Source organism: Cellulomonas gilvus ATCC 13127 (assembly GCF_000218545.1).
In the GTDB taxonomy this organism is placed as follows: Bacteria; Actinomycetota; Actinomycetes; order Actinomycetales; family Cellulomonadaceae; genus Cellulomonas; species Cellulomonas gilvus.
Map to the genome: position 1 here is coordinate 1,783,266 of NC_015671.1, position 18,680 is coordinate 1,801,945.

Sequence of the window (18,680 nt, forward strand, 5' to 3'; positions counted from 1 at the left end):
GCATGCGTGCACCGCTCGGCCGGCTCGCGTCAGGCGTCTGGCGCTCGCGTCAGGCGGGCGAGGTGGCGGGCGGTCAGACCGACGGCTCAGCGGACGAGCCGACGTGCTCGAACGCGACCGGCACGGGCTCGTGCCGGATGGTGAAGTTGACCGAGCGCGCGATGAAGCAGTGCTCGTGCGCGCGGTGGTGCAGGTCGGCCAGGACCTGGTCGTCGAGCGCGCGGCCGTCCGGGAGCGTGCGGGTGCGGACCGTGACGCGCGGCCGCAGCACCACCTCGGTGAACTGCCCGTGCCCGGCCGACTCGATGCGCATGGTCCCGGACGCGGAGTCGCTGTAACCGACGACGACCACGCCGGCGGTGGCCGCCAGGTGCAGGAACCACAGCATGTGGCACTGCGCGAGGGCACCGACCAGGAGGTCCTCGGGCGACCAGCGGGCGGGGTCGCCGCGGAAGCCCGGGTCGGAGGTGCCCGGCAGGGGGAGCTTGTCGCCCGAGGTGAGCTCGTGGTTGCGGCCGTAGGACGTGTACGTCGTCGTACCCGCCGAGCCGGCCCCCGTCCACGTCAGGTCGACCGAGTAGGAGTGCAGCAGCTGCGCCATGCACCCACGCTAGTGGTGCGGGGTCTCGCTGTCCGCGCACGCGCACGAGTGTGTCGGCGGACCGAACTAGGCTCGGGCGCATGGCCGATCCCGCGACGTACCGCCCTGCGCCGGGGGAGATCCCCGACGCACCGGGGGTGTACCGGTTCCGGGACCGCGACGGACGCGTGATCTACGTCGGCAAGGCCAAGAGCCTGCGATCGCGGCTCAACAGCTACTTCCAGGACGTGGCCGGGCTCCACCCGCGCACGCAGCAGATGGTCACCACCGCGTCGTCGGTGCAGTGGACGGTCGTGGGCACCGAGGTCGAGGCGCTCGCGCTCGAGTACTCCTGGATCAAGGAGTTCGACCCGCGCTTCAACGTCAAGTACCGCGACGACAAGTCCTACCCGTACCTCGCGGTCACGCTCGCGGAGGAGTACCCCCGCGTGCAGGTGATGCGCGGTGCGAAGCGGCCCGGGACGCGGTACTTCGGCCCGTACGCGCACGCATGGGCCATCCGCGAGACCGTGGACCTCCTGCTGCGCGTGTTCCCCGTGCGGACGTGCTCGGCGGGCGTGTTCAAGCGCGCCCGCCAGCAGGGCCGGCCGTGCCTGCTCGGCTACATCGACAAGTGCTCCGCGCCGTGCGTCGGCCGCGTCACGGCCGACGAGCACCACCAGCTCGCGCAGGACTTCTGCGACTTCATGGCGGGCGACGCCACCCGGTTCACGCGGCGCCTGACGCAGCGCATGAAGGACGCCGCAGCCGAGCTCGACTACGAGCAGGCCGCGCGCCTGCGGGACGACATCGCGACGCTGCAGCGCGCCACGGAGCGCAACGCGGTGGTGCTGGCCGACGGCACGGATGCGGACGTGTTCGGCCTCGCGGGCGACGAGCTCGAGGCGGCGGTCCAGGTGTTCCACGTGCGCGACGGCCGGATCCGCGGTCAGCGCGGCTGGGTGGTGGAGAAGGTCGAGGACCTCGACGACGCCGATCTGGTCGAGCACCTGCTGCAGCAGGTCTACGGCGCGGACGGGACCGACGCGGGTGCGGTGCCGCGCGAGGTGCTGGTCCCGGTCCTGCCGCACGACGTCGAGCAGGTCCAGTCGTGGCTCAGCGGGTTGCGCGGGTCGCGCGTGCAGGTCCGTGTGCCGCAGCGGGGGGACAAGCGCGAGCTCGCGGCGACGGTGCTCAAGAACGCCGAGCACGCGCTGGTGCTGCACCGCACGCGCCGCGCGGGGGACCTGACGTCCCGGAGCCAGGCGCTGCAGGAGATCCAGGAGGCGCTCGCGCTGCCGACCGCACCGCTGCGGATCGAGTGCTACGACGTGTCGCACAACCAGGGCACGTTCCAGTCGGCGTCCATGGTGGTGTTCGAGGACGGCCTCGCACGCAAGAGCGAGTACCGCCTGTTCAGCGTGCGCGGCCCGAAGGGCGAGGGCGCCGCCGACGACACCGCGGCGATGCACGAGGTCATCACGCGCCGCTTCAAGCGCTACCTCGCGGAGCGCGCGGAGGCCGGCGACCTCGAGCTGGGTGACGGTGCCGACGGTGAGGACGAGGACGGCGTGCGCTACGCGTCGGGCCCGATCGACGAGACGACCGGCCGGCCGCGCAGGTTCGCGTACCCGCCGAACCTCGTCGTCGTGGACGGCGGCCCGCCTCAGGTCGCGGCCGCAGCCGCGGCACTCGAGGAGCTCGGCATCACGGACGTCGCGCTGTGCGGCCTGGCCAAGCGGCTCGAGGAGGTCTGGGTGCCCGGCGACGACTACCCGGTCATCCTGCAGCGGTCGTCCGAGGGGCTGTACCTGCTCCAGCGGGTCCGGGACGAGGCCCATCGGTTCGCGATCACCGCGCACCGCAAGCGCCGGAGCAAGGGCATGACCGCGTCGGTGCTCGACGACATCCCCGGGCTGGGGCCCGCGCGGCAGCAGGCGCTCCTGCGGCACTTCGGGTCGGTCAAGCGGCTGCGCGCGGCGACGGCCGAGGAGATCGCGACCGTGCCGGGCATGGGGCAGCGCACGGCGCTGGCGGTCGTGGCGGCGCTCGCCGGGCCCACGGACGCGGCCCAGGCCGCGGACGCGGCCGCAGAGGCCGGTGCCGACGCCCCCGCGAGCCCCACGGACGCACCGGCTGGCATGCTGGCCCCATGAGCGACGAGCCCTCGCCGATCACGGTCCCCGCCGGCATCCCGGCCATCGACGCGGCGGCGGTGCATCCGCGCCTGCAGCAGCCGCAGATCCTCATCATCACCGGCATGTCCGGGGCCGGCCGGACGCGTGCCGCCGCGGTGCTCGAGGACATGGACTGGTACGTCGTCGACAACCTGCCGGCGCAGATGCTCACGCACCTGGTCGGCATGCTCACGACGGGACCTGCCGGGACGCGCGCGCCGCGGGTCGCCGCCGTGATCGACGTGCGGGGCCGCGGCTTCTTCGCCGACCTCGCCCAGGTGCTCGCGGGCCTGCGCGACGCGGGTGTCGAGTACCGGATCCTGTTCCTGGACGCGTCCGACGAGGTGCTGGTGCGGCGCTACGAGCAGGTGCGTCGCCCGCACCCGCTGCAGGGCGGCGGCCGGATCCTCGACGGGATCGCCGAGGAGCGCGCGGTGCTCTCGGACATCCGGGAGCGGGCCGACACGGTCGTCGACACGTCCGAGCTCAACGTGCACGACCTCGCGCGCCAGGTGCGGGAGCTCATCGGCGGCGAGAGCGACTCGACGCTGCGCGTCAACGTCGTCTCGTTCGGCTTCAAGTACGGCATCCCGCTCGACGCGGACCACGTCGTCGACATGCGCTTCCTGGCCAACCCCTACTGGGTGACCGAGCTGCGTCACCTCACGGGCCGGGACGCGCCGGTCCGCGACTACGTGCTCGGCCTGCCGGGCGCGGTGACGTTCATCGAGCGCTACGTGTCCGCGCTCGAGCCCGTGCTGGCGGGCTACCTCAACGAGGAGAAGCGCTACGTGACGATCGCGGTCGGCTGCACGGGTGGCAAGCACCGCTCGGTGGCCGTGAGCGAGGCGATCGCGGCGCGGCTCCGCGAGGCCGGCCACCGGGTGACGGTCGCGGCACGCGACCTGGGCAAGGAGTGAGCCCCACGGCACAGTCGCGGCACGGCAGGTCGGGCGCCTCGGGTCCGCCGACGGTCGAGCGCGGCGGTCAGGGCCCGGCGGTCGTCGCGCTCGGCGGCGGCCACGGGCTGTCGGCGACGCTCTCGGCGCTGCGGCTCATGACCGACCGGATCACCGCGGTCGTCACGGTCGCGGACGACGGCGGGTCGTCGGGGCGGCTGCGCGCCGAGCTCGACGTGCTGCCGCCGGGCGACCTCCGGATGGCGCTCGCGGCGCTGTGCGACGACTCGGACTGGGGCCGGACGTGGAGCGACGTGCTGCAGCACCGCTTCAGCACCGACGGGCCGCTCGACCAGCACGCGCTCGGGAACCTGCTGATCGTCACGCTGTGGGAGCTGCTCGACGACCCCGTGGCCGGCCTGGACTGGGTCGGCCGGCTGCTCGGTGCGCGCGGCAGGGTGCTGCCGATGACCGAGGTCCCGCTGCTGATCGAGGCGGACGTCGAACGCCCCGACGGCCGGCGCGAGACGGTGCGCGGTCAGAGCGCGGTGGCCCGGACCGCCGACCGGATCACGCACGTGCGTCTCGACCCGGCCGAGCCCGCCGCGTGCCCGCACGCGGTCGCGGCGATCGACGCGGCGGACTGGGTCGTGCTGGGGCCGGGGTCCTGGTACACGTCCGTGATGCCGCACCTGCTGGTGCCCGAGCTGCGTGCCGCGCTGCTGCGGTCGTCGGGCGGCATCGTCGTGACGCTCAACCTCTCGCCCGAGGAGGGCGGCGAGACCGCCGGCATGCGGGCCGAGGAGTACCTCGACGTGCTGTACGACCACGCGCCCGAGCTGCGCGTGCGCGCCGTCGTGGCCGACCCGCGGGCCGTCGAGGACGTCGGGCGGCTCGCGGACCGGTGCGAGGCGCTCGGGTCGCGGCTGCTGCTGCGGCAGGTCGGCCGGAGCGACGGCTCGGCCCGCCACGACCCGCTGCGGCTCGCGGCCGCGTTCCGCGACGTGGTGGACGACGTGCTGGGCGACGTGCCGCGCCACCGCCGCTGACCCGGACGGCCGTCCAGCCCCGCGCCCGGTTCGTCCGGATGGGGGAGCGGACGCGGGCCCGCGGACGCGGCGCGAATGGCAGGATGACGCCCATGGCTTTGACGGCACAGGTGAAGGACGAGCTCGCCCGACTGCAGGTCGACAAGACCTCGTGCCGCAAGGCCGAGGTCGCGGCGACGCTGCGGTTCGCGGGCGGCCTGCACATCATCTCGGGTCGGATCGTCATCGAGGCCGAGCTCGACACCGCGATCGCGGCACGCCGGCTGCGTCAGGCGGTGTCCGAGGTCTACGGGCACGACAGCGAGATCATCGTGGTCTCGGGTGGTGGCCTGCGGCGCGGCAGCCACTACGTGGTGCGCGTCGTCAAGGACGGGGAGTCGCTCGCGCGGCAGACCGGCCTGCTCGACAACCGCGGCCGTCCCGTGCGCGGTCTGCCGCCGCAGGTGGTCGCCGGCGGTGTCGGTGAGGCCGAGGCCGCGTGGCGCGGTGCCTTCCTCGCGCACGGGTCGCTCACCGAGCCCGGGCGCTCGTCGTCCCTCGAGATCACGTGCCCGGGACCCGAGGCGGCGCTCGCGCTCGTGGGCGCCGCGCGGCGGATGGGCATCCCCACCAAGGCGCGCGAGGTGCGCGGGGTGGACCGCGTGGTGATCCGCGACGGCGACGCGATCGGGGCGATGCTCACGCGGCTGGGTGCGCACGAGACGATGCTGGTGTGGGAGGAGCGCCGCGTCCGGCGTGAGGTGCGCGGGACCGCCAACCGGCTCGCGAACTTCGACGACGCGAACCTGCGCCGGTCGGCACGCGCCGCGGTGGCGGCGGGTGCCCGCGTGGAGCGGGCGTTCGAGATCCTGGGGGAGGACCTTCCGGAGCACCTGCGCGAGGCGGGTCAGCTCCGCCTGGCGCACAAGGACGCGTCGCTCGAGGAGCTCGGCAAGCTGGCGGACCCGCCGCTGACGAAGGACGCGGTCGCGGGTCGCATCCGCCGCCTCCTGGCCACGGCCGACAAGCGCGCGTCGGACCTGGGAATCCCCGACACGGAGGCGGGGCTCTCACCCGACCTGCTCGACCTCTGACGACGCACGTCGGGAACCCGCAGGGCCACGGATCGGGCATCCCATCACGTGGACACGGACCCGGTCTGGGACCTTCGCAACGTGCTCTGTATGCAAGCGGGTATAGGCTCGGATCATCCGATCGTCACACGACCGTCACGTGCTGGGAATGAACCGGTATCGGGACGGTCGAGCGGCGAGCGGCACGCACAACGGCGTGCGAGATCCCCACCAACCATTGTGTGCGCCGGCCCCGTCGGCGCTGCCGAGGAGGGCACGTGACCATCAAGGTCGGCATCAACGGCTTCGGTCGTATCGGTCGCAACTTCTACCGGGCCATCGTCGAGTCCGGCGCTGACATCGAGATCGTCGGCGTCAACGACCTGACGGACAACGCGACGCTCGCGCACCTGCTGAAGTACGACACGGTGCTGGGGCGCTTCCCGCTCACCGTCGCGTACGACGACGACAACATCATCGTCGACGGCAAGAAGATCCGTGCGCTCGCCGAGCGCAACCCCGCCGACCTCCCCTGGGGCGAGCTGGGCGCGGACATCGTCATCGAGTCCACGGGCTTCTTCACCGACGCGACCAAGGCCAAGGCGCACATCGAGGCCGGTGCCAAGAAGGTCATCATCTCGGCGCCCGCCAAGAACGAGGACGCCACGTTCGTCGTCGGTGTGAACCACCTCGACTACGACCCGGCCGCGCACCACATCATCTCGAACGCGTCGTGCACGACGAACTGCCTCGCCCCCATGGCGAAGGCGCTCAACGACGCGATCGGCATCGAGCGCGGTCTCATGACCACGATCCACGCGTACACGGGTGACCAGAACCTGCAGGACGGCCCGCACCGCGACCTGCGTCGCGCCCGCGCCGCCGCGCAGAACATCGTCCCCACCTCGACCGGTGCCGCGAAGGCTGTCGCCCTCGTGCTCCCCGAGCTCAAGGGCAAGCTCGACGGCTTCGCGATGCGCGTGCCGACGATCACCGGCTCGGCCACGGACCTGACCTTCACCGCCTCGCGCGAGGTCACGGTCGACGAGGTCAACGCCGCGGTCAAGGCCGCTGCGGAGGGCCCGCTCAAGGGTGTCCTGGAGTACGTCGAGGACGAGATCGTCTCGAGCGACATCATCACCAACCCGCACCAGAGCATCTTCGACGCGAAGCTGACGAAGGTCTCGGGCGACCTGGTGAAGGTCGTCTCCTGGTACGACAACGAGTGGGGCTACTCGAGCAGCCTCGTCAAGCTGACGGTGTTCGTCGGCGAGAAGCTCTGAACCTGAGCGTTCAGCAGCTGTAGGTGATGCGTCCGCGTGCGCTTCGGCCCCGGCCGTCGCGCACGCGGACGCACTCATGTCCAGGCCCCCCAGTGAGGATGAGATGAAGACCATCGAGGACCTCGGCGACCTGCGCGGCAAGCGCGTGCTCGTCCGCTCCGACTTCAACGTGCCGCTCGACGGCACAACGATCACCGACGACGGCCGCGTGCGCGCGGCGCTGCCGACGCTGACCGCCCTGCTCGACGCCGGCGCGCGCGTCGTCGTCACCGCGCACCTCGGCCGCCCCAAGGGCGCTCCCGAGGACAAGTACTCGCTCGCGCCCGTCGCCGCGCGCCTGGGCGAGCTGCTCGGCAAGCCCGTCGCGCTCGCGAAGGACACGATCGGCGAGTCCGCGCAGGCCACGGTCGCCGCGCTGCAGGACGGCGAGATCGCGCTGCTCGAGAACATCCGGTTCGACCCGCGCGAGACCAGCAAGGACGACGCCGAGCGCGGCGCTCTCGCGGACGACCTCGCGGCGCTGGCGGACGCGTTCGTGTCCGACGGCTTCGGCGTCGTGCACCGCAAGCAGGCGTCGGTCTACGACGTCGCGCTCAAGCTGCCGCACGCGGTGGGCAAGCTCGTCCTCACCGAGGTCGAGTCCCTCAAGAAGGCGACCGAGTCGCCCGCGCGCCCGTACGTCGTGGTGCTCGGCGGCTCGAAGGTCTCCGACAAGCTGGGCGTGATCTCCAACCTCCTGACCAAGGCGGACCGCCTGGTCATCGGCGGCGGGATGCTGTTCACGTTCCTCGCGGCCAAGGGCTACTCCGTGGGCAGCTCGCTGCTCGAGGCCGACCAGATCGACACGGTCAAGGGCTACCTCGCGCAGGCCGAGTCCCAGGGCGTCGAGATCGTGCTGCCGGTCGACATCCGCGTGGCCGACGAGTTCAAGGCGGACTCGCCCGCCTCGGTCGTCGCCGCGGACGCGATCCCGGACGGCAAGATCGGCCTCGACATCGGCCCCGAGTCGGAGGCGCTGTTCGCGTCGAAGATCACGGACGCCAAGACGGTCGTCTGGAACGGTCCGGCCGGTGTGTTCGAGTTCGAGGCGTTCGCGGGCGGCACCAAGGCCGTCGCGCAGGCGCTCATCGACGCGGGCGCCCAGGGCGGCTTCACGATCGTCGGCGGCGGTGACTCCGCTGCTGCGGTCCGCACGCTCGGCTTCGACGAGGCGAAGTTCGGCCACATCTCCACCGGTGGCGGGGCCAGCCTCGAGTTCCTGGAGGGCAAGACCCTCCCCGGCATCGCGGTCCTGGAGGACTGATGGCTCAGCGCACCCCGCTCATGGCGGGCAACTGGAAGATGAACCTGGACCACCAGCAGGCGATCCAGACGCTCCAGAAGCTCGCGTGGACGCTCAAGGACGCCAAGCACGACTACGGCACGGTCGAGGTCGCGGTCATCCCGCCGTTCACCGACCTGCGCAGCGTGCAGACGCTCGTGGACGCCGACCAGCTGGAGATCGTGTACGGCGCGCAGGACGTGTCGGCCCACGAGTCCGGCGCGTACACGGGGGAGATCGCTCCGGCGTTCCTCACCAAGCTCGGTGTCACGTACGCCGTGATCGGCCACTCGGAGCGGCGCGAGTACCACGCCGAGTCCGACGAGCTGGTCAACGCCAAGGTGAAGAACGCGCTCGGCGCGGGCCTCAAGCCGATCCTGTGCGTCGGCGAGAAGCTCGAGGTCCGCAAGGCCGGCGAGCACGTGCCGGTCACGCTGGGTCAGCTGGACGGCGGCCTGGCCGGCCTCACGGCCGAGCAGGTCCGCGACGTCGTCGTGGCGTACGAGCCCGTGTGGGCCATCGGCACCGGCGAGACCGCGACGCCCGAGGACGCCCAGGAGCTGTGCGAGGCCATCCGCGTGCGGATCGCCGAGCTCTACGACCAGGACACCGCAGACGCGGTGCGCGTCCTGTACGGCGGTTCGGTGAAGTCGTCGAACGTCGCGTCGATCATGACGAAGCCCGACGTCGACGGTGCGCTCATCGGTGGGGCCAGCCTGGACCCCGAGGAGTTCGCCAAGATCGTGCGCTACCAGTCGCACGCCGTCGGTCTCTGACGCTCTGCCCGGCGTGGGCGCCCGCAGGACGGGGCGCCCACGCCGGGGCGAGGGTGTGGCCCGGCGCGCGATTCGTCGCCTACCCTGTACCCCGGCCCGTGCGTCGTCGCGCGGGTGCGAACCGGCTCGCTAGTGAGGAACGACACCGACGTGACCGCCCTGAAGATCTCGATGCAGGTGCTGCTGGTCCTGACCAGCCTGCTCCTGGTTCCGCTGGTGCTCCTCCACAAGGGCAAGGGTGGTGGCCTGTCCGACATGTTCGGCGGTGGCATCACGTCCAGCGCCGGCAGCTCGGGCGTCGCCGAGCGCAACCTCAACCGGATCACGATCGGTGTCGCGCTGTTCTGGACCGCGACGATCGTGGTGCTCGGTCTCATCGAGCGCGTCGCGCCGGACGCCTGAGGCGACGGCGATGGCAAGCGGCAACGCGATCCGCGGCTCGCGCGTCGGCGCGGGCCCCATGGGGGAGGCCGAGCGCGGCGACGCCGCTCCTCGGATCTGGATCTCGTACTGGTGCGCGAACGGCCACGAGACGCGGCCGAGCTTCGCGGAGGAGGCCGCCGCCGAGGCGCCGGTCACCTGGGACTGCCCGCGGTGCGGGTTCCCCGCGGGCCAGGACCAGGACAGCCCGCCCTCGCCCCAGCGCAACGAGCCGTACAAGACGCACCTCGCCTACGTGAAGGAGCGGCGGTCCGACGAGGACGGCGCCGCGATCTTGGACGAGGCGCTGGCGGCGTTGCGGGCCCGACGGGGTCGCTGAGCGGCACCTCCCTCGTCGCGTCACCTACCCGTCGGGGATCGTCAGCCCACGACGCGCAGCAGCGCGAACCCGTCGTAGCCCTTGCCGCCGACCGTCTGGATCACGGTGCCCTCGAGGCGGGGGTCGGCGGCGGCGGCCGCGACAGCCTCCTGGGCGCCCCGCACGCGGTCGTCGGGGTGGTCGGGGACGGCGAGCGCACCGTCCCGGACCACGTTGTCGAGCACGATCGCCGTCCCTGGCCGGCCGAGCCGCACGCTCAGGTCCGTGTAGCGCGCGAGCGACTGCTTGTCGGCGTCGATGAACACGAGGTCGAACGGCTCGACCCGCGCGGCGAGCAGGGCCTCGAGGCTCGTCAGTGCGTCGCCGACCACGATCTCGACGCGACCACCGACCCCGGCCGCGTCGAGCGACATCCGTGCCACAGCCGCGTGCTCGGGCGAGATCTCCAGGGTCACCAGCGCGCCGTCCTCGGGGAGCGCGCGGGCGAGCCAGAGCGTGCTGTACCCGCCGAGCGTGCCGATCTCGAGGATGCGCCGCGCCCCGAGCAGCGCGGCGAGCGTGTGCAGCAGGGCGCCCTGCGGCGCGCTCACGGCGATGTCCGGCATGCCGGCGTCCGAGGTCCGCCGCCGTGCGGCCACCAGATGCTCGTCCTCGGGCGCGAGGACCGCCACGTAGTCGTCGACCTTGGTCCAGATCTCCTGCGTGCTCACGCGGTCCTCCCTCGCGTTGCGGTTCAGCCTTCCGGTGGTACCAGCTCTGCGGTCGCCGCGACGTCGACGAGCCACAACGTGCGTCGGCGTCCGAGCGCGCCGGACGCCGGGGTCTGCTCCACGGGCGCGTCGCTCAGCGCGGACGCCACCGCGGCGGCCTTCTCCGCCCCGGCGGCGACGACCCAGACCTCGCGCGCAGCGCGGATCGCCTCGAACGTCAGCGACACGCGCAGCGGCGGGGGCTTGGGGGAGCCGTGCACCCCGACGGTCGACCGCCCCGTGGTGTGCACCGCGTCATGGCCCGGGAACAGCGACGCGACGTGCCCGTCCGGGCCCATGCCGAGCAGCAGCACGTCGAACGCGGGCGTGCGCGCACCCGGCGCCGCCCAGCGCGCGAGCTCGCCGGCGTACGCCTCGGCGGCCGCCTCCGGTGTGGGGGTCTCGTCGGTGGGCGCGGGCATCGGGTGCACGTGCGCGTCCGTCAGCGCACCGCCCAGCGCGTCGAGCAGGGCCGTGCGCGCCTGCGTCTCGTTGCGGTCCGGGTCGCCCGTGGGGAGGAACCGCTCGTCGCCCCACCAGACGTGCACCTGCGACCAGTCGACCGCGTCGCGCACGGGGGAGGCGGCGACCGCCTCGAGCGTCCGGATGCCGACCGTGCCCCCGGTCACCACCACGTGCAGGGGAGCCCGGTGGGACTGGGCGTCCAGGAGCGCCGTGAGCAGGCGTGCGGCGGTCGCCTCGGCCAGCACGGTCGCGTCCGGGTGCACGACGACGTCGCGCACGGGCGTCGGCGCGGTCACGCCGTGACCTTGGGCAGGCCCTTGGTCAGGACCTCGCCGTACACCTCGTCGGGGTCCAGGCGGCGCAGCTCCTCGGCGAGGCACTCGCGCAGGTGCCGGATCGGCAGCGCGATGCGGTGCTCGGGCTGGTCGGGCTGGCGCAGCGCGGCGGTCTTGCCGTCGGGCCGGTCGAGCACGATCTCGCCGGTCGACCGGACCAGGCGCACCTGCGTGATGGCCGGCGCGTCCGGGATGCGCTCGACGTCCACCGGGCAGCGCAGCGCGTGCGCGAGCCACGCCGCGACCATGTCGACGGACGGGTGCTGGCTCTCACCCGAGATGAAGGCCCGCTTGACCGGGCTGAACGGCGGCTGGTCCAGCGTCGCGGCGATGAGCCCGCGCCACAGCGTCGCGCGCGTCCAGGCGAGGTCCGTGTCGCCCTCGCTGTAGCCCGCGGCCAGCGCGCGCAGCGCCGCACCGGGCTTGGCCGCCCGCGTCGAGTCGGTGATGCGACGCTGCGCCATGCGCCCGAGAGGGTGCTCGGACGGGACCGCGGGCGGCTCGTACGGCCACCACGCGACGATCGGGGCATCGGGCAGCAGGAGCGGCATCACGAGCGTGTCCAGGTGCTCGTCGACCTCGCCGGACGGGCGCAGGATGATGACCTCGCTCGCCCCCGCGTCGCCGCCCAGGCGGATCTGCGCGTCCAGGCCGCCCGTGCCGGTGCCCTCGGTGATGAGGATGACGCGGCACGGGTGCTCGCGCGAGGCGTCGTTCGCGGCCGCGATCGCGTGCTCGGGGTCGTGGTCGCCCGTGTCGACGATGAGCGTCAGCACGCGGCCGAGCGCGACCGCGCCTCCCTCGTCGCGCTCCGTGAGCAGACGCTTGGCGACGGCACGGGTCGTCGTGGCGGGCATGTCGATGATCACGGCAGCCTCCAGGCACGACCGTCGCGCGCCATCATCTCGTCGGCGGACGCGGGTCCCCAGGTGCCCGCGCGGTACTCGTCGGGCTTCCCGTGGTTGGCCCAGTACTCGAGGATCGGGTCCAGGATCTTCCAGGACAGCTCGACCTCGGTGTTCTGCGGGAACAGCGGCGGGTCGCCGAGCAGCACGTCGAGGATCAGCCGCTCGTAGGCCTCGGGCGAGGCCTCCGTGAACGCGTGGCCGTACCCGAAGTCCATCGTGACGTCGCGCACCTCCATCGCGGTGCCGGGGACCTTCGCGCCGAACCGGAGCGTGACACCCTCGTCGGGCTGGACACGGATGACCAGTGCGTTCTTGCCGAGCTCGGCCGTGGCCGTGGACTCGAACGGCAGGTGCGGCGCCTTCTTGAAGACCACCGCGATCTCGGTCACGCGCTTGCCCAGGCGCTTGCCCGAGCGCAGGTAGAACGGCACGCCCGCCCAGCGTCGCGTGTCGATGTCGACGCGCACCGCGGCGAACGTCTCGGTGGTCGAGTGCGGGTTGAAGCCCTCCTCCTCGAGGAACCCGACCACCTGCTCACCCCCCTGCCACCCGGCGGTGTACTGCCCGCGCGCGGTGTGCCGGCCGATGTCCCGGGGCACGCGCACGGCCGAGAGGACCTTCTCCTTCTCCGCGCGCAGCGCGGTCGCGTCGAACGAGACCGGCTCCTCCATCGCGGTCAGCGCGAGCAGCTGCAGCAGGTGGTTCTGGATGACGTCGCGCGCCGCGCCGATGCCGTCGTAGTACCCCGCGCGGCCGCCGATGCCGATGTCCTCGGCCATCGTGATCTGCACGTGGTCCACGTAGTTCGCGTTCCAGATCGGCTCGAACAGCTGGTTGGCGAAGCGCAGCGCCAGCAGGTTCTGGACCGTCTCCTTGCCCAGGTAGTGGTCGATGCGGAAGATGTCGTCCGGCCGGAACACGCTCGAGACGATGCCCTGCAGCTCGCGTGCGCTCGCCAGGTCGTGCCCGAACGGCTTCTCGATGACCACGCGCCGCCACGTCCCGTCCTGGGGGTGGGACAGACCCGAGCGGTCGAGCTGCTGGCACACGAGCGGGAACGACGACGGCGGGACCGACAGGTAGAAAGCGTGGTTGCCGCCCGTGCCGCGGGACACGTCGAGCTCCTCGACCGTGTGCCGCAGCCGGTCGAACGCGTCGTCGTCGTCGAACGAGCCCTGGACGAACCGGATGCCCTCGGAGAGCTGGCGCCACGTGGCCTCGCGGAACGGCGTGCGGGCGTGCTCGCGCACCGAGTCGTGCACGATCTGCGCGAAGTCCTGCGTCTCCCAGTCGCGGCGGGCGAAGCCCGTGAGCGCGAAGCCGGGCGGCAACAGGCCGCGGTTCGTCAGGTCGTACACCGCGGGCATGAGCTTCTTGCGCGCGAGGTCGCCCGTGACGCCGAAGATCACGAGCCCGCAGGGGCCGGCGATGCGGGGGAGCCGGCGGTCGCGCGCGTCGCGCAGCGGGTTCTGGCCCTCGGCCACCTTCGCGGGGCTCACCGGGCGTCCGTGCGGCCGTCGCGCGCGGCCTGCAGGCCCTCGCTCACCTTGGCGAGCAGCTGTGCCCAGCTCGCCTCGAACTTGCTCACGCCCTCGGCCTCGAGGTCGACCGCGACGTCGTCGACGTCGATGCCGAGCGCCACGAGCCGGTCGAGCAGCCGTGCGGCGTCGTCCTGCGTGCCGGTCACGGTGTCGGTGCCGTCCCCGCCGTGGTCGGCGACCGCGTCGAGCGTCTTCTCCGGCATGGTGTTGACGGCGCCTGCGACGACGAGCTCGTCGACGTAGAGCGTGTCGGGGTAGGCGGGGTCCTTGACGCCCGTCGAGGCCCACAGGGGACGCTGCGGACGGGCACCGGCCGCGGCGAGCGCCGCCCACCGGTCCTCGGCGAGCACGTCCTGGTAGACGCCGTAGGCCAGGCGCGCGTTCGCGATCGCGGCCTTGCCGCGCAGCTCCGCGGCCTCGGGCGTGCCGATCGCGTCGAGGCGCGGGTCGACCGCCGCGTCGACGCGCGAGACGAAGAACGAGGCGACCGACGCGATGGTCGTCAGGTCGTGGCCGTTGGCCCGCGCCTGCTCGAGCCCCGCGACGAACGCGTCGAGCACCGCGCGGTACCGCGCGAGCGAGAAGATCAGCGTCACGTTGACGCTGATGCCCTCGGCGAGCACCGCCGTGATGGCGGGCAGGCCCTCGACCGTGGCGGGGATCTTGATCAGCACGTTCGGCCGGTTCACGGCCGCCCAGAGCGCCTTGGCCTGCGCGACCGTCGCCGCGGTGTCCTTGGCCAGCCGCGGGTCGACCTCGATCGACACGCGGCCGTCCACGCCCGCGGTGCGCTCGTGGACCGGGCGCAGCACGTCGGCTGCCGCGCGGACGTCGTCGGTGGTGATGGTGAAGACCGCCGTGTCCACGTCCGCACCGTGTGCGGCGAGCTCGACGAGCTGCGCGTCGTAGGCGTCGCCCGCGGCGATCGCGGACGCGAAGATCGTGGGGTTGGTGGTCACCCCGACCACGCCGCGCTCCACGAGCTCGGCCAGGTTGCCGGTGCGCAGCCGCTCACGCGAGAGGTCGTCCAGCCAGACCGCCACCCCCGCGTCGATCAGCCGTGCGAGGGGTCCGCTCGGTGCCATGGTCGTTCCTTCCCTCGTGGAGCACGGGAGCCGGCGCGCCGCCGGCGTCCCCCGGTCGAGCCGCTGACCACGGCGTGCCGGTCCTCATCCTGACGCGGTGGGGTCCGGACTGCCTCCGGACCCCACCGCCTGACGTCAGCCCTGCTGGTCGCCGGTGCCGGTCGCCGTCGGCGTCGCACCCGCGGCGCTCGGCGCGGCGTCTCCGGCCGCGGCGGCGATCGACTCGTGCGCGGCCGCGACCACGGCGTCCGCCGTGATCCCGAACTCGCGGTAGAGCGTCTCGTAGTCCGCCGACGCGCCGAAGTGCTCGAGCGAGACCGTGCGCCCCGCATCGCCGACGATCTTGTGCCACGACAGCGCGATGCCCGCCTCGACCGAGACGCGGGCCTTGACGGAGGACGGCAGCACCGACTCGCGGTAGGCCTCGTCCTGCGCGGCGAACCACTCGAGCGACGGCGCCGAGACCACGCGGGTCGGGACGCCCGCGGCCTCGAGGGTCTCGCGCGCCTGCACCGCGAGCTGGACCTCGGAACCCGTGCCGATGAGGATCACCGACGGCGTGCCGGTGCTCGCCTCGAGCAGCACGTACCCGCCGCGCGCGACGCCCTCGGCCCCCGCGAAGCCGTCCTCGCCGCGCGGGTACGTCGGGACGTTCTGCCGCGTGAGGATGAGGCCGACGGGCCCGTCGCGGTGCTCGAGGATCGCCTTCCACGCCTGCGCGGTCTCGTTGGCGTCCGCGGGCCGCACGACGGCGAGCCCGGGGATCGCGCGCAGCGCCGTGAGGTGCTCGACGGGCTGGTGCGTGGGGCCGTCCTCGCCCAGACCGATCGAGTCGTGGGTCCAGACGTAGATGGCCGGCGCGCCCATGAGCGCCGCGAGGCGCACCGAGCCGCGCATGTAGTCGGCGAACTGCAGGAACGTCCCGCCGTACGCGCGCGTCAGGCCGTGCAGCACGATGCCCGAGAGGATCGCGCCCATGCCGTGCTCACGGATGCCGAAGTGCAGCGTGCGGCCGCCCTCGTCGCCCGCGAACTCGTGCGACGAGCGGTGGGCCGGCAGGAACGACGGCTGGCCCTTCATCGTCGTGTTGTTGGAGCCCGCAAGGTCGGCCGAGCCGCCCCACAGCTCCGGGAGCTGGTCGGCGATGGCGGACAGCACCTCGCCGGACGCGGCGCGCGTGGCGACGCCCTCGCCCGCGGGGAACACCGGGAGCGACTGCTCCCAGCCGGCGGGCAGCTCGTGCGCGACCAGCCGCTCGAGGAGCGCCGCGTTCTCCGGGTGCGCGGCGGCCCAGGCGTCGAACGACTCCTGCCAGGCGGCACGGGCCGTCGCGGCACGGTCGGCCAGCGCGCGCGTGTGCGCGAGGACCTCGGGCTCGACCTGGAAGGTCTGCTCCGGGTCCAGGCCGACGATCTCCTTGAGGCCGCGGATCGACTCGGTGCCGAGCTTGGATCCGTGCGACGAGTGGTCGTCGGTCTTGCCGGGCGTGGGCCACGCGATCAGCGTGCGGATGCCGATGAACGAGGGCTTGTCCGTGACCGCCTTGGCGGCCTCGATCGCGGCGTGCAGCGCGTCGACGTCCTCGCGGTACTCGCCACCGGCGGTCCAGTCGACGAACTGCACGTGCCAGCCGTAGGCCTCGTAGCGCGCCAGGACGTCCTCGGTGAACGCGATCTGGGTGTCGCCCTCGATCGAGATGTGGTTGTCGTCCCACAGCACGATGAGGTTGCCCAGCTCCTGCGTGCCGGCGACGGACGAGGCCTCGCTCGTCACGCCCTCCTGCAGGTCGCCGTCGGAGGCGATGACGTACGTGTAGTGGTCGAACGGGCTGGTGCCCGGCGCCGCCTCGGGGTCCAGCAGGTGCCGCTCGCGACGCTGCGCCATGGCGAAGCCGACCGCGGACGCGAGGCCCTGACCCAGCGGGCCGGTGGTGATCTCCACGCCCGCCGTGTGCTTGTACTCGGGGTGCCCCGGGGTCTTGGAGCCCCAGGTGCGCAGCGCCTGCAGGTCCTCGAGCTCGAGACCGAACCCGCCCAGGTACAGCTGGATGTACTGCGTGAGGCAGGAGTGGCCGGCCGACAGCACGAACCGGTCGCGGCCCAGCCAGTGCGGGTCCTTCGGGTCGTGGCGCAGCACGTTCTGGTAGAGCAGGTAGGCGACCGGGGCGAGGCTGATCGCCGTCCCCGGGTGGCCGTTGCCGACCTTCTCGACGGCGTCTGCCGCCAGCACGCGGACCGTGTCCACGGCCTTCACGTCCAGCTCGGTCCAACCCACCGTCGTCGCCAGGGGAGCCTTCGCGTTCACCGCACCTCATTTCCTACCCGGCGTCGGCCGGGCGATCTGTCCAGCGTGATCTCGACGTGCCTGCGACCGGACCGCATGAGGCGCTCGCCGCGGCGGCGCGCTCCGGGGGAACCCACGTGGGGGCGGAGATCGGTTGCCGATCGAGCCTATAGCGGACCGTAGGCACGGTTGACATCGTGCTCATCACCCGGCCGAACTCACAGGCCTTCGGGCCCGGGCGTGCGGCGAGCGACCCAACTCACAGGGAGGCGACGGGGCCAGGGGGGGCTTAGGTCCCGGTCAGGCCGTAGCATGGCCGCGACGTCCCCCCGCGCCTGGCCAACCGCCGGGCGCCCCGACGAAACGGAAACCGCCCCGCCGTGCGCCTCACGAGCCCCCTGTCCGTCGACGACGCCGGAGGTCCGGCCGTGGCCGCGCCCCGCGTCGGCGGGGTCGGCCACGGGGGAGCGGCGCCGCGGAGGGCGGTCGGGCCCGTGCCGACGACGACCTGGGGGCGGGTCCGCGCGACGGCCGGCGGGTACGTCACGCTGACCAAGCCGCGCGTCATCGAGCTGCTGCTGGTCACGACCATCCCGACGATGATCCTGGCCGAGCACGGCTGGCCGGGCTGGTGGCTGGTGGTCGCGACGCTCGTGGGCGGAGCGCTGGCGGCCGGCTCGGCCAACGTCCTCAACTGCTACCTGGACCGCGACATCGACCAGGTGATGAACCGGACGCGACGCCGTCCGACGGCGACGGGGGCGATCAGCCCGCGGGCCGCGCTCACGTTCGGTCTGGTGCTCGGCGTCGTCGCACTGACCTGGCTGTGGCTCCTGGTCAACCCCGTCTCGTCGCTGCTCGCCGCGTCCGCGATCGTCATCTACGTCGTCGGCTACACCATGATCCTCAAGCGCCGCACGCCGCAGAACATCGTGTGGGGAGGCGCGGCCGGCTGCATGCCTGTGCTGATCGGCTGGTCGTCGGTGACCGGCGAGGTCGGCTGGCCCGCCGTGCTGCTGTTCGGCGTCGTGTTCTTCTGGACCCCGCCGCACTACTGGCCCCTGTCGATGAAGTTCCGCCGCGACTACGCCGCCGCCGGCGTGCCGATGCTGCCGGTGGTCGCCAAGGACACGCGCGTCGCGCGCGAGATGATCGGCTACACGGTCGCGATGATCGCGTGCTCGCTGCTGCTGGTCCCCGCCGCGGGCATGACCTGGGTGTACGCCGTGGTCGCGTCCGGGCTGGGTGCGTGGTTCCTCTGGTCCTGCATCACCCTGCTGCGCCGGGCGCAGGACCCGGCACGCGGCAAGCTGCGTGCGATGACGGTGTTCCACGCGTCGATCACGTACCTCACGCTGCTCTCGGTCGCGATCACGGTCGACGTCTTCCTCCCGCTGTGACCCCCTGACCACGGCGA

At 72.8% G+C, this 18,680-nt stretch carries 17 protein-coding genes; 10 read left to right on the forward strand and 7 right to left on the reverse strand.

Features of this window, described 5'->3' with window-relative positions; translation table 11 throughout:
• Positions 1-73: 73 nt before the first annotated feature.
• Positions 74-601 carry an OsmC family protein gene (locus tag CELGI_RS08255; RefSeq protein ID WP_013883666.1) on the reverse strand — a complete coding sequence of 176 codons (528 nt, stop codon included), beginning with the start codon at positions 599-601 and terminating at the stop codon, positions 74-76.
• A gap of 80 nt (positions 602-681) precedes the next feature.
• On the opposite strand from CELGI_RS08255, the gene uvrC reads away from it, so the two are divergent.
• The 9 genes from uvrC (at position 682) to CELGI_RS08300 (ending at position 9,897) form a co-directional block, all read left to right on the forward strand.
• Positions 682-2,736, forward strand: a complete 2,055-nt coding sequence (gene uvrC, locus CELGI_RS08260) for an excinuclease ABC subunit UvrC (protein ID WP_013883667.1) — start codon at positions 682-684, stop codon at positions 2,734-2,736.
• Positions 2,733-3,677 (forward strand): RNase adapter RapZ, encoded by a 945-nt coding sequence (gene rapZ / locus CELGI_RS08265; protein ID WP_013883668.1) that lies wholly within the window; start codon positions 2,733-2,735, stop codon positions 3,675-3,677. Before uvrC ends, rapZ begins: the two co-directional genes overlap by 4 nt.
• Positions 3,674-4,705, forward strand: coding sequence for a gluconeogenesis factor YvcK family protein (locus CELGI_RS08270; protein WP_013883669.1), 1,032 nt, complete (start codon positions 3,674-3,676; stop codon positions 4,703-4,705). The genes rapZ and CELGI_RS08270 overlap by 4 nt, the downstream gene beginning before the upstream one ends.
• A gap of 92 nt (positions 4,706-4,797) precedes the next feature.
• Positions 4,798-5,778 carry a DNA-binding protein WhiA gene (gene whiA, locus CELGI_RS08275; protein WP_013883670.1) on the forward strand — a complete coding sequence of 327 codons (981 nt, stop codon included), beginning with the start codon at positions 4,798-4,800 and terminating at the stop codon, positions 5,776-5,778.
• A 257-nt stretch (positions 5,779-6,035) separates the two neighbouring features.
• Positions 6,036-7,040, forward strand: a complete 1,005-nt coding sequence (gene gap / locus CELGI_RS08280; protein ID WP_013883671.1) for a type I glyceraldehyde-3-phosphate dehydrogenase — start codon at positions 6,036-6,038, stop codon at positions 7,038-7,040.
• Between the two features lie 103 nt (positions 7,041-7,143).
• Positions 7,144-8,343 (forward strand): phosphoglycerate kinase, encoded by a 1,200-nt coding sequence (locus CELGI_RS08285; protein ID WP_013883672.1) that lies wholly within the window; start codon positions 7,144-7,146, stop codon positions 8,341-8,343.
• The gene (tpiA, locus tag CELGI_RS08290) at positions 8,343-9,137 is read left to right on the forward strand and encodes a triose-phosphate isomerase (RefSeq protein WP_013883673.1); all 795 of its coding nucleotides are present in this window, start codon (positions 8,343-8,345) and stop codon (positions 9,135-9,137) included. The genes CELGI_RS08285 and tpiA overlap by 1 nt, the downstream gene beginning before the upstream one ends.
• A 150-nt stretch (positions 9,138-9,287) precedes the next feature.
• Positions 9,288-9,539 (forward strand): preprotein translocase subunit SecG, encoded by a 252-nt coding sequence (gene secG / locus CELGI_RS08295; RefSeq protein ID WP_013883674.1) that lies wholly within the window; start codon positions 9,288-9,290, stop codon positions 9,537-9,539.
• 10 nt (positions 9,540-9,549) lie between these two features.
• The gene (locus tag CELGI_RS08300) at positions 9,550-9,897 is read left to right on the forward strand and encodes an RNA polymerase-binding protein RbpA (protein WP_013883675.1); all 348 of its coding nucleotides are present in this window, start codon (positions 9,550-9,552) and stop codon (positions 9,895-9,897) included.
• A 41-nt stretch (positions 9,898-9,938) separates the two neighbouring features.
• On the opposite strand, the gene CELGI_RS08305 is transcribed toward CELGI_RS08300, so the two are convergent.
• From CELGI_RS08305 to tkt, 6 genes are all read right to left on the reverse strand, one after another.
• The gene (locus tag CELGI_RS08305) at positions 9,939-10,607 is read right to left on the reverse strand and encodes an O-methyltransferase (RefSeq protein WP_013883676.1); all 669 of its coding nucleotides are present in this window, start codon (positions 10,605-10,607) and stop codon (positions 9,939-9,941) included.
• Between the two features lie 23 nt (positions 10,608-10,630).
• Positions 10,631-11,407, reverse strand: a complete 777-nt coding sequence (gene pgl, locus CELGI_RS08310; RefSeq protein WP_013883677.1) for a 6-phosphogluconolactonase — start codon at positions 11,405-11,407, stop codon at positions 10,631-10,633.
• Complete coding sequence (locus CELGI_RS08315; RefSeq protein WP_013883678.1) at positions 11,404-12,315, reverse strand: glucose-6-phosphate dehydrogenase assembly protein OpcA; 912 nt, start codon at positions 12,313-12,315, stop codon at positions 11,404-11,406. The genes pgl and CELGI_RS08315 overlap by 4 nt, the downstream gene beginning before the upstream one ends.
• A complete protein-coding gene (gene zwf, locus CELGI_RS08320) occupies positions 12,312-13,853 on the reverse strand; it encodes a glucose-6-phosphate dehydrogenase (protein ID WP_013883679.1) in 1,542 nt (513 codons plus the stop codon). The genes CELGI_RS08315 and zwf overlap by 4 nt, the downstream gene beginning before the upstream one ends.
• The gene (gene tal / locus CELGI_RS08325) at positions 13,850-14,980 is read right to left on the reverse strand and encodes a transaldolase (RefSeq protein WP_013883680.1); all 1,131 of its coding nucleotides are present in this window, start codon (positions 14,978-14,980) and stop codon (positions 13,850-13,852) included. The genes zwf and tal overlap by 4 nt, the downstream gene beginning before the upstream one ends.
• A 135-nt stretch (positions 14,981-15,115) precedes the next feature.
• Complete coding sequence (gene tkt / locus CELGI_RS08330) at positions 15,116-17,284, reverse strand: transketolase (RefSeq protein WP_013883681.1); 2,169 nt, start codon at positions 17,282-17,284, stop codon at positions 15,116-15,118.
• Positions 17,285-17,757: 473 nt separating this feature from the next.
• Here tkt and CELGI_RS08335 point away from each other — a divergent pair, with 473 nt between their 5' ends.
• The gene (locus CELGI_RS08335) at positions 17,758-18,663 is read left to right on the forward strand and encodes a heme o synthase (protein ID WP_041574566.1); all 906 of its coding nucleotides are present in this window, start codon (positions 17,758-17,760) and stop codon (positions 18,661-18,663) included.
• Positions 18,664-18,680 lie beyond the last annotated feature (17 nt).

Excerpts from the sequence above, each read along its gene's own strand:
- uvrC (WP_013883667.1), top strand. The coding sequence starts at position 682 with ATGGCCGATCCCGCGACGTACCGCCCTGCGCCGGGGGAGATCCCCGAC.
- CELGI_RS08285 (WP_013883672.1), top strand. The coding sequence starts at position 7,144 with ATGAAGACCATCGAGGACCTCGGCGACCTGCGCGGCAAGCGCGTGCTC.
- whiA (WP_013883670.1), top strand. The coding sequence starts at position 4,798 with ATGGCTTTGACGGCACAGGTGAAGGACGAGCTCGCCCGACTGCAGGTC.
- CELGI_RS08255 (WP_013883666.1), bottom strand. The coding sequence starts at position 601 with ATGGCGCAGCTGCTGCACTCCTACTCGGTCGACCTGACGTGGACGGGG.
- tal (WP_013883680.1), bottom strand. The coding sequence starts at position 14,980 with ATGGCACCGAGCGGACCCCTCGCACGGCTGATCGACGCGGGGGTGGCG.
- rapZ (WP_013883668.1), top strand. The coding sequence starts at position 2,733 with ATGAGCGACGAGCCCTCGCCGATCACGGTCCCCGCCGGCATCCCGGCC.
- CELGI_RS08300 (WP_013883675.1), top strand. The coding sequence starts at position 9,550 with ATGGCAAGCGGCAACGCGATCCGCGGCTCGCGCGTCGGCGCGGGCCCC.
- tpiA (WP_013883673.1), top strand. The coding sequence starts at position 8,343 with ATGGCTCAGCGCACCCCGCTCATGGCGGGCAACTGGAAGATGAACCTG.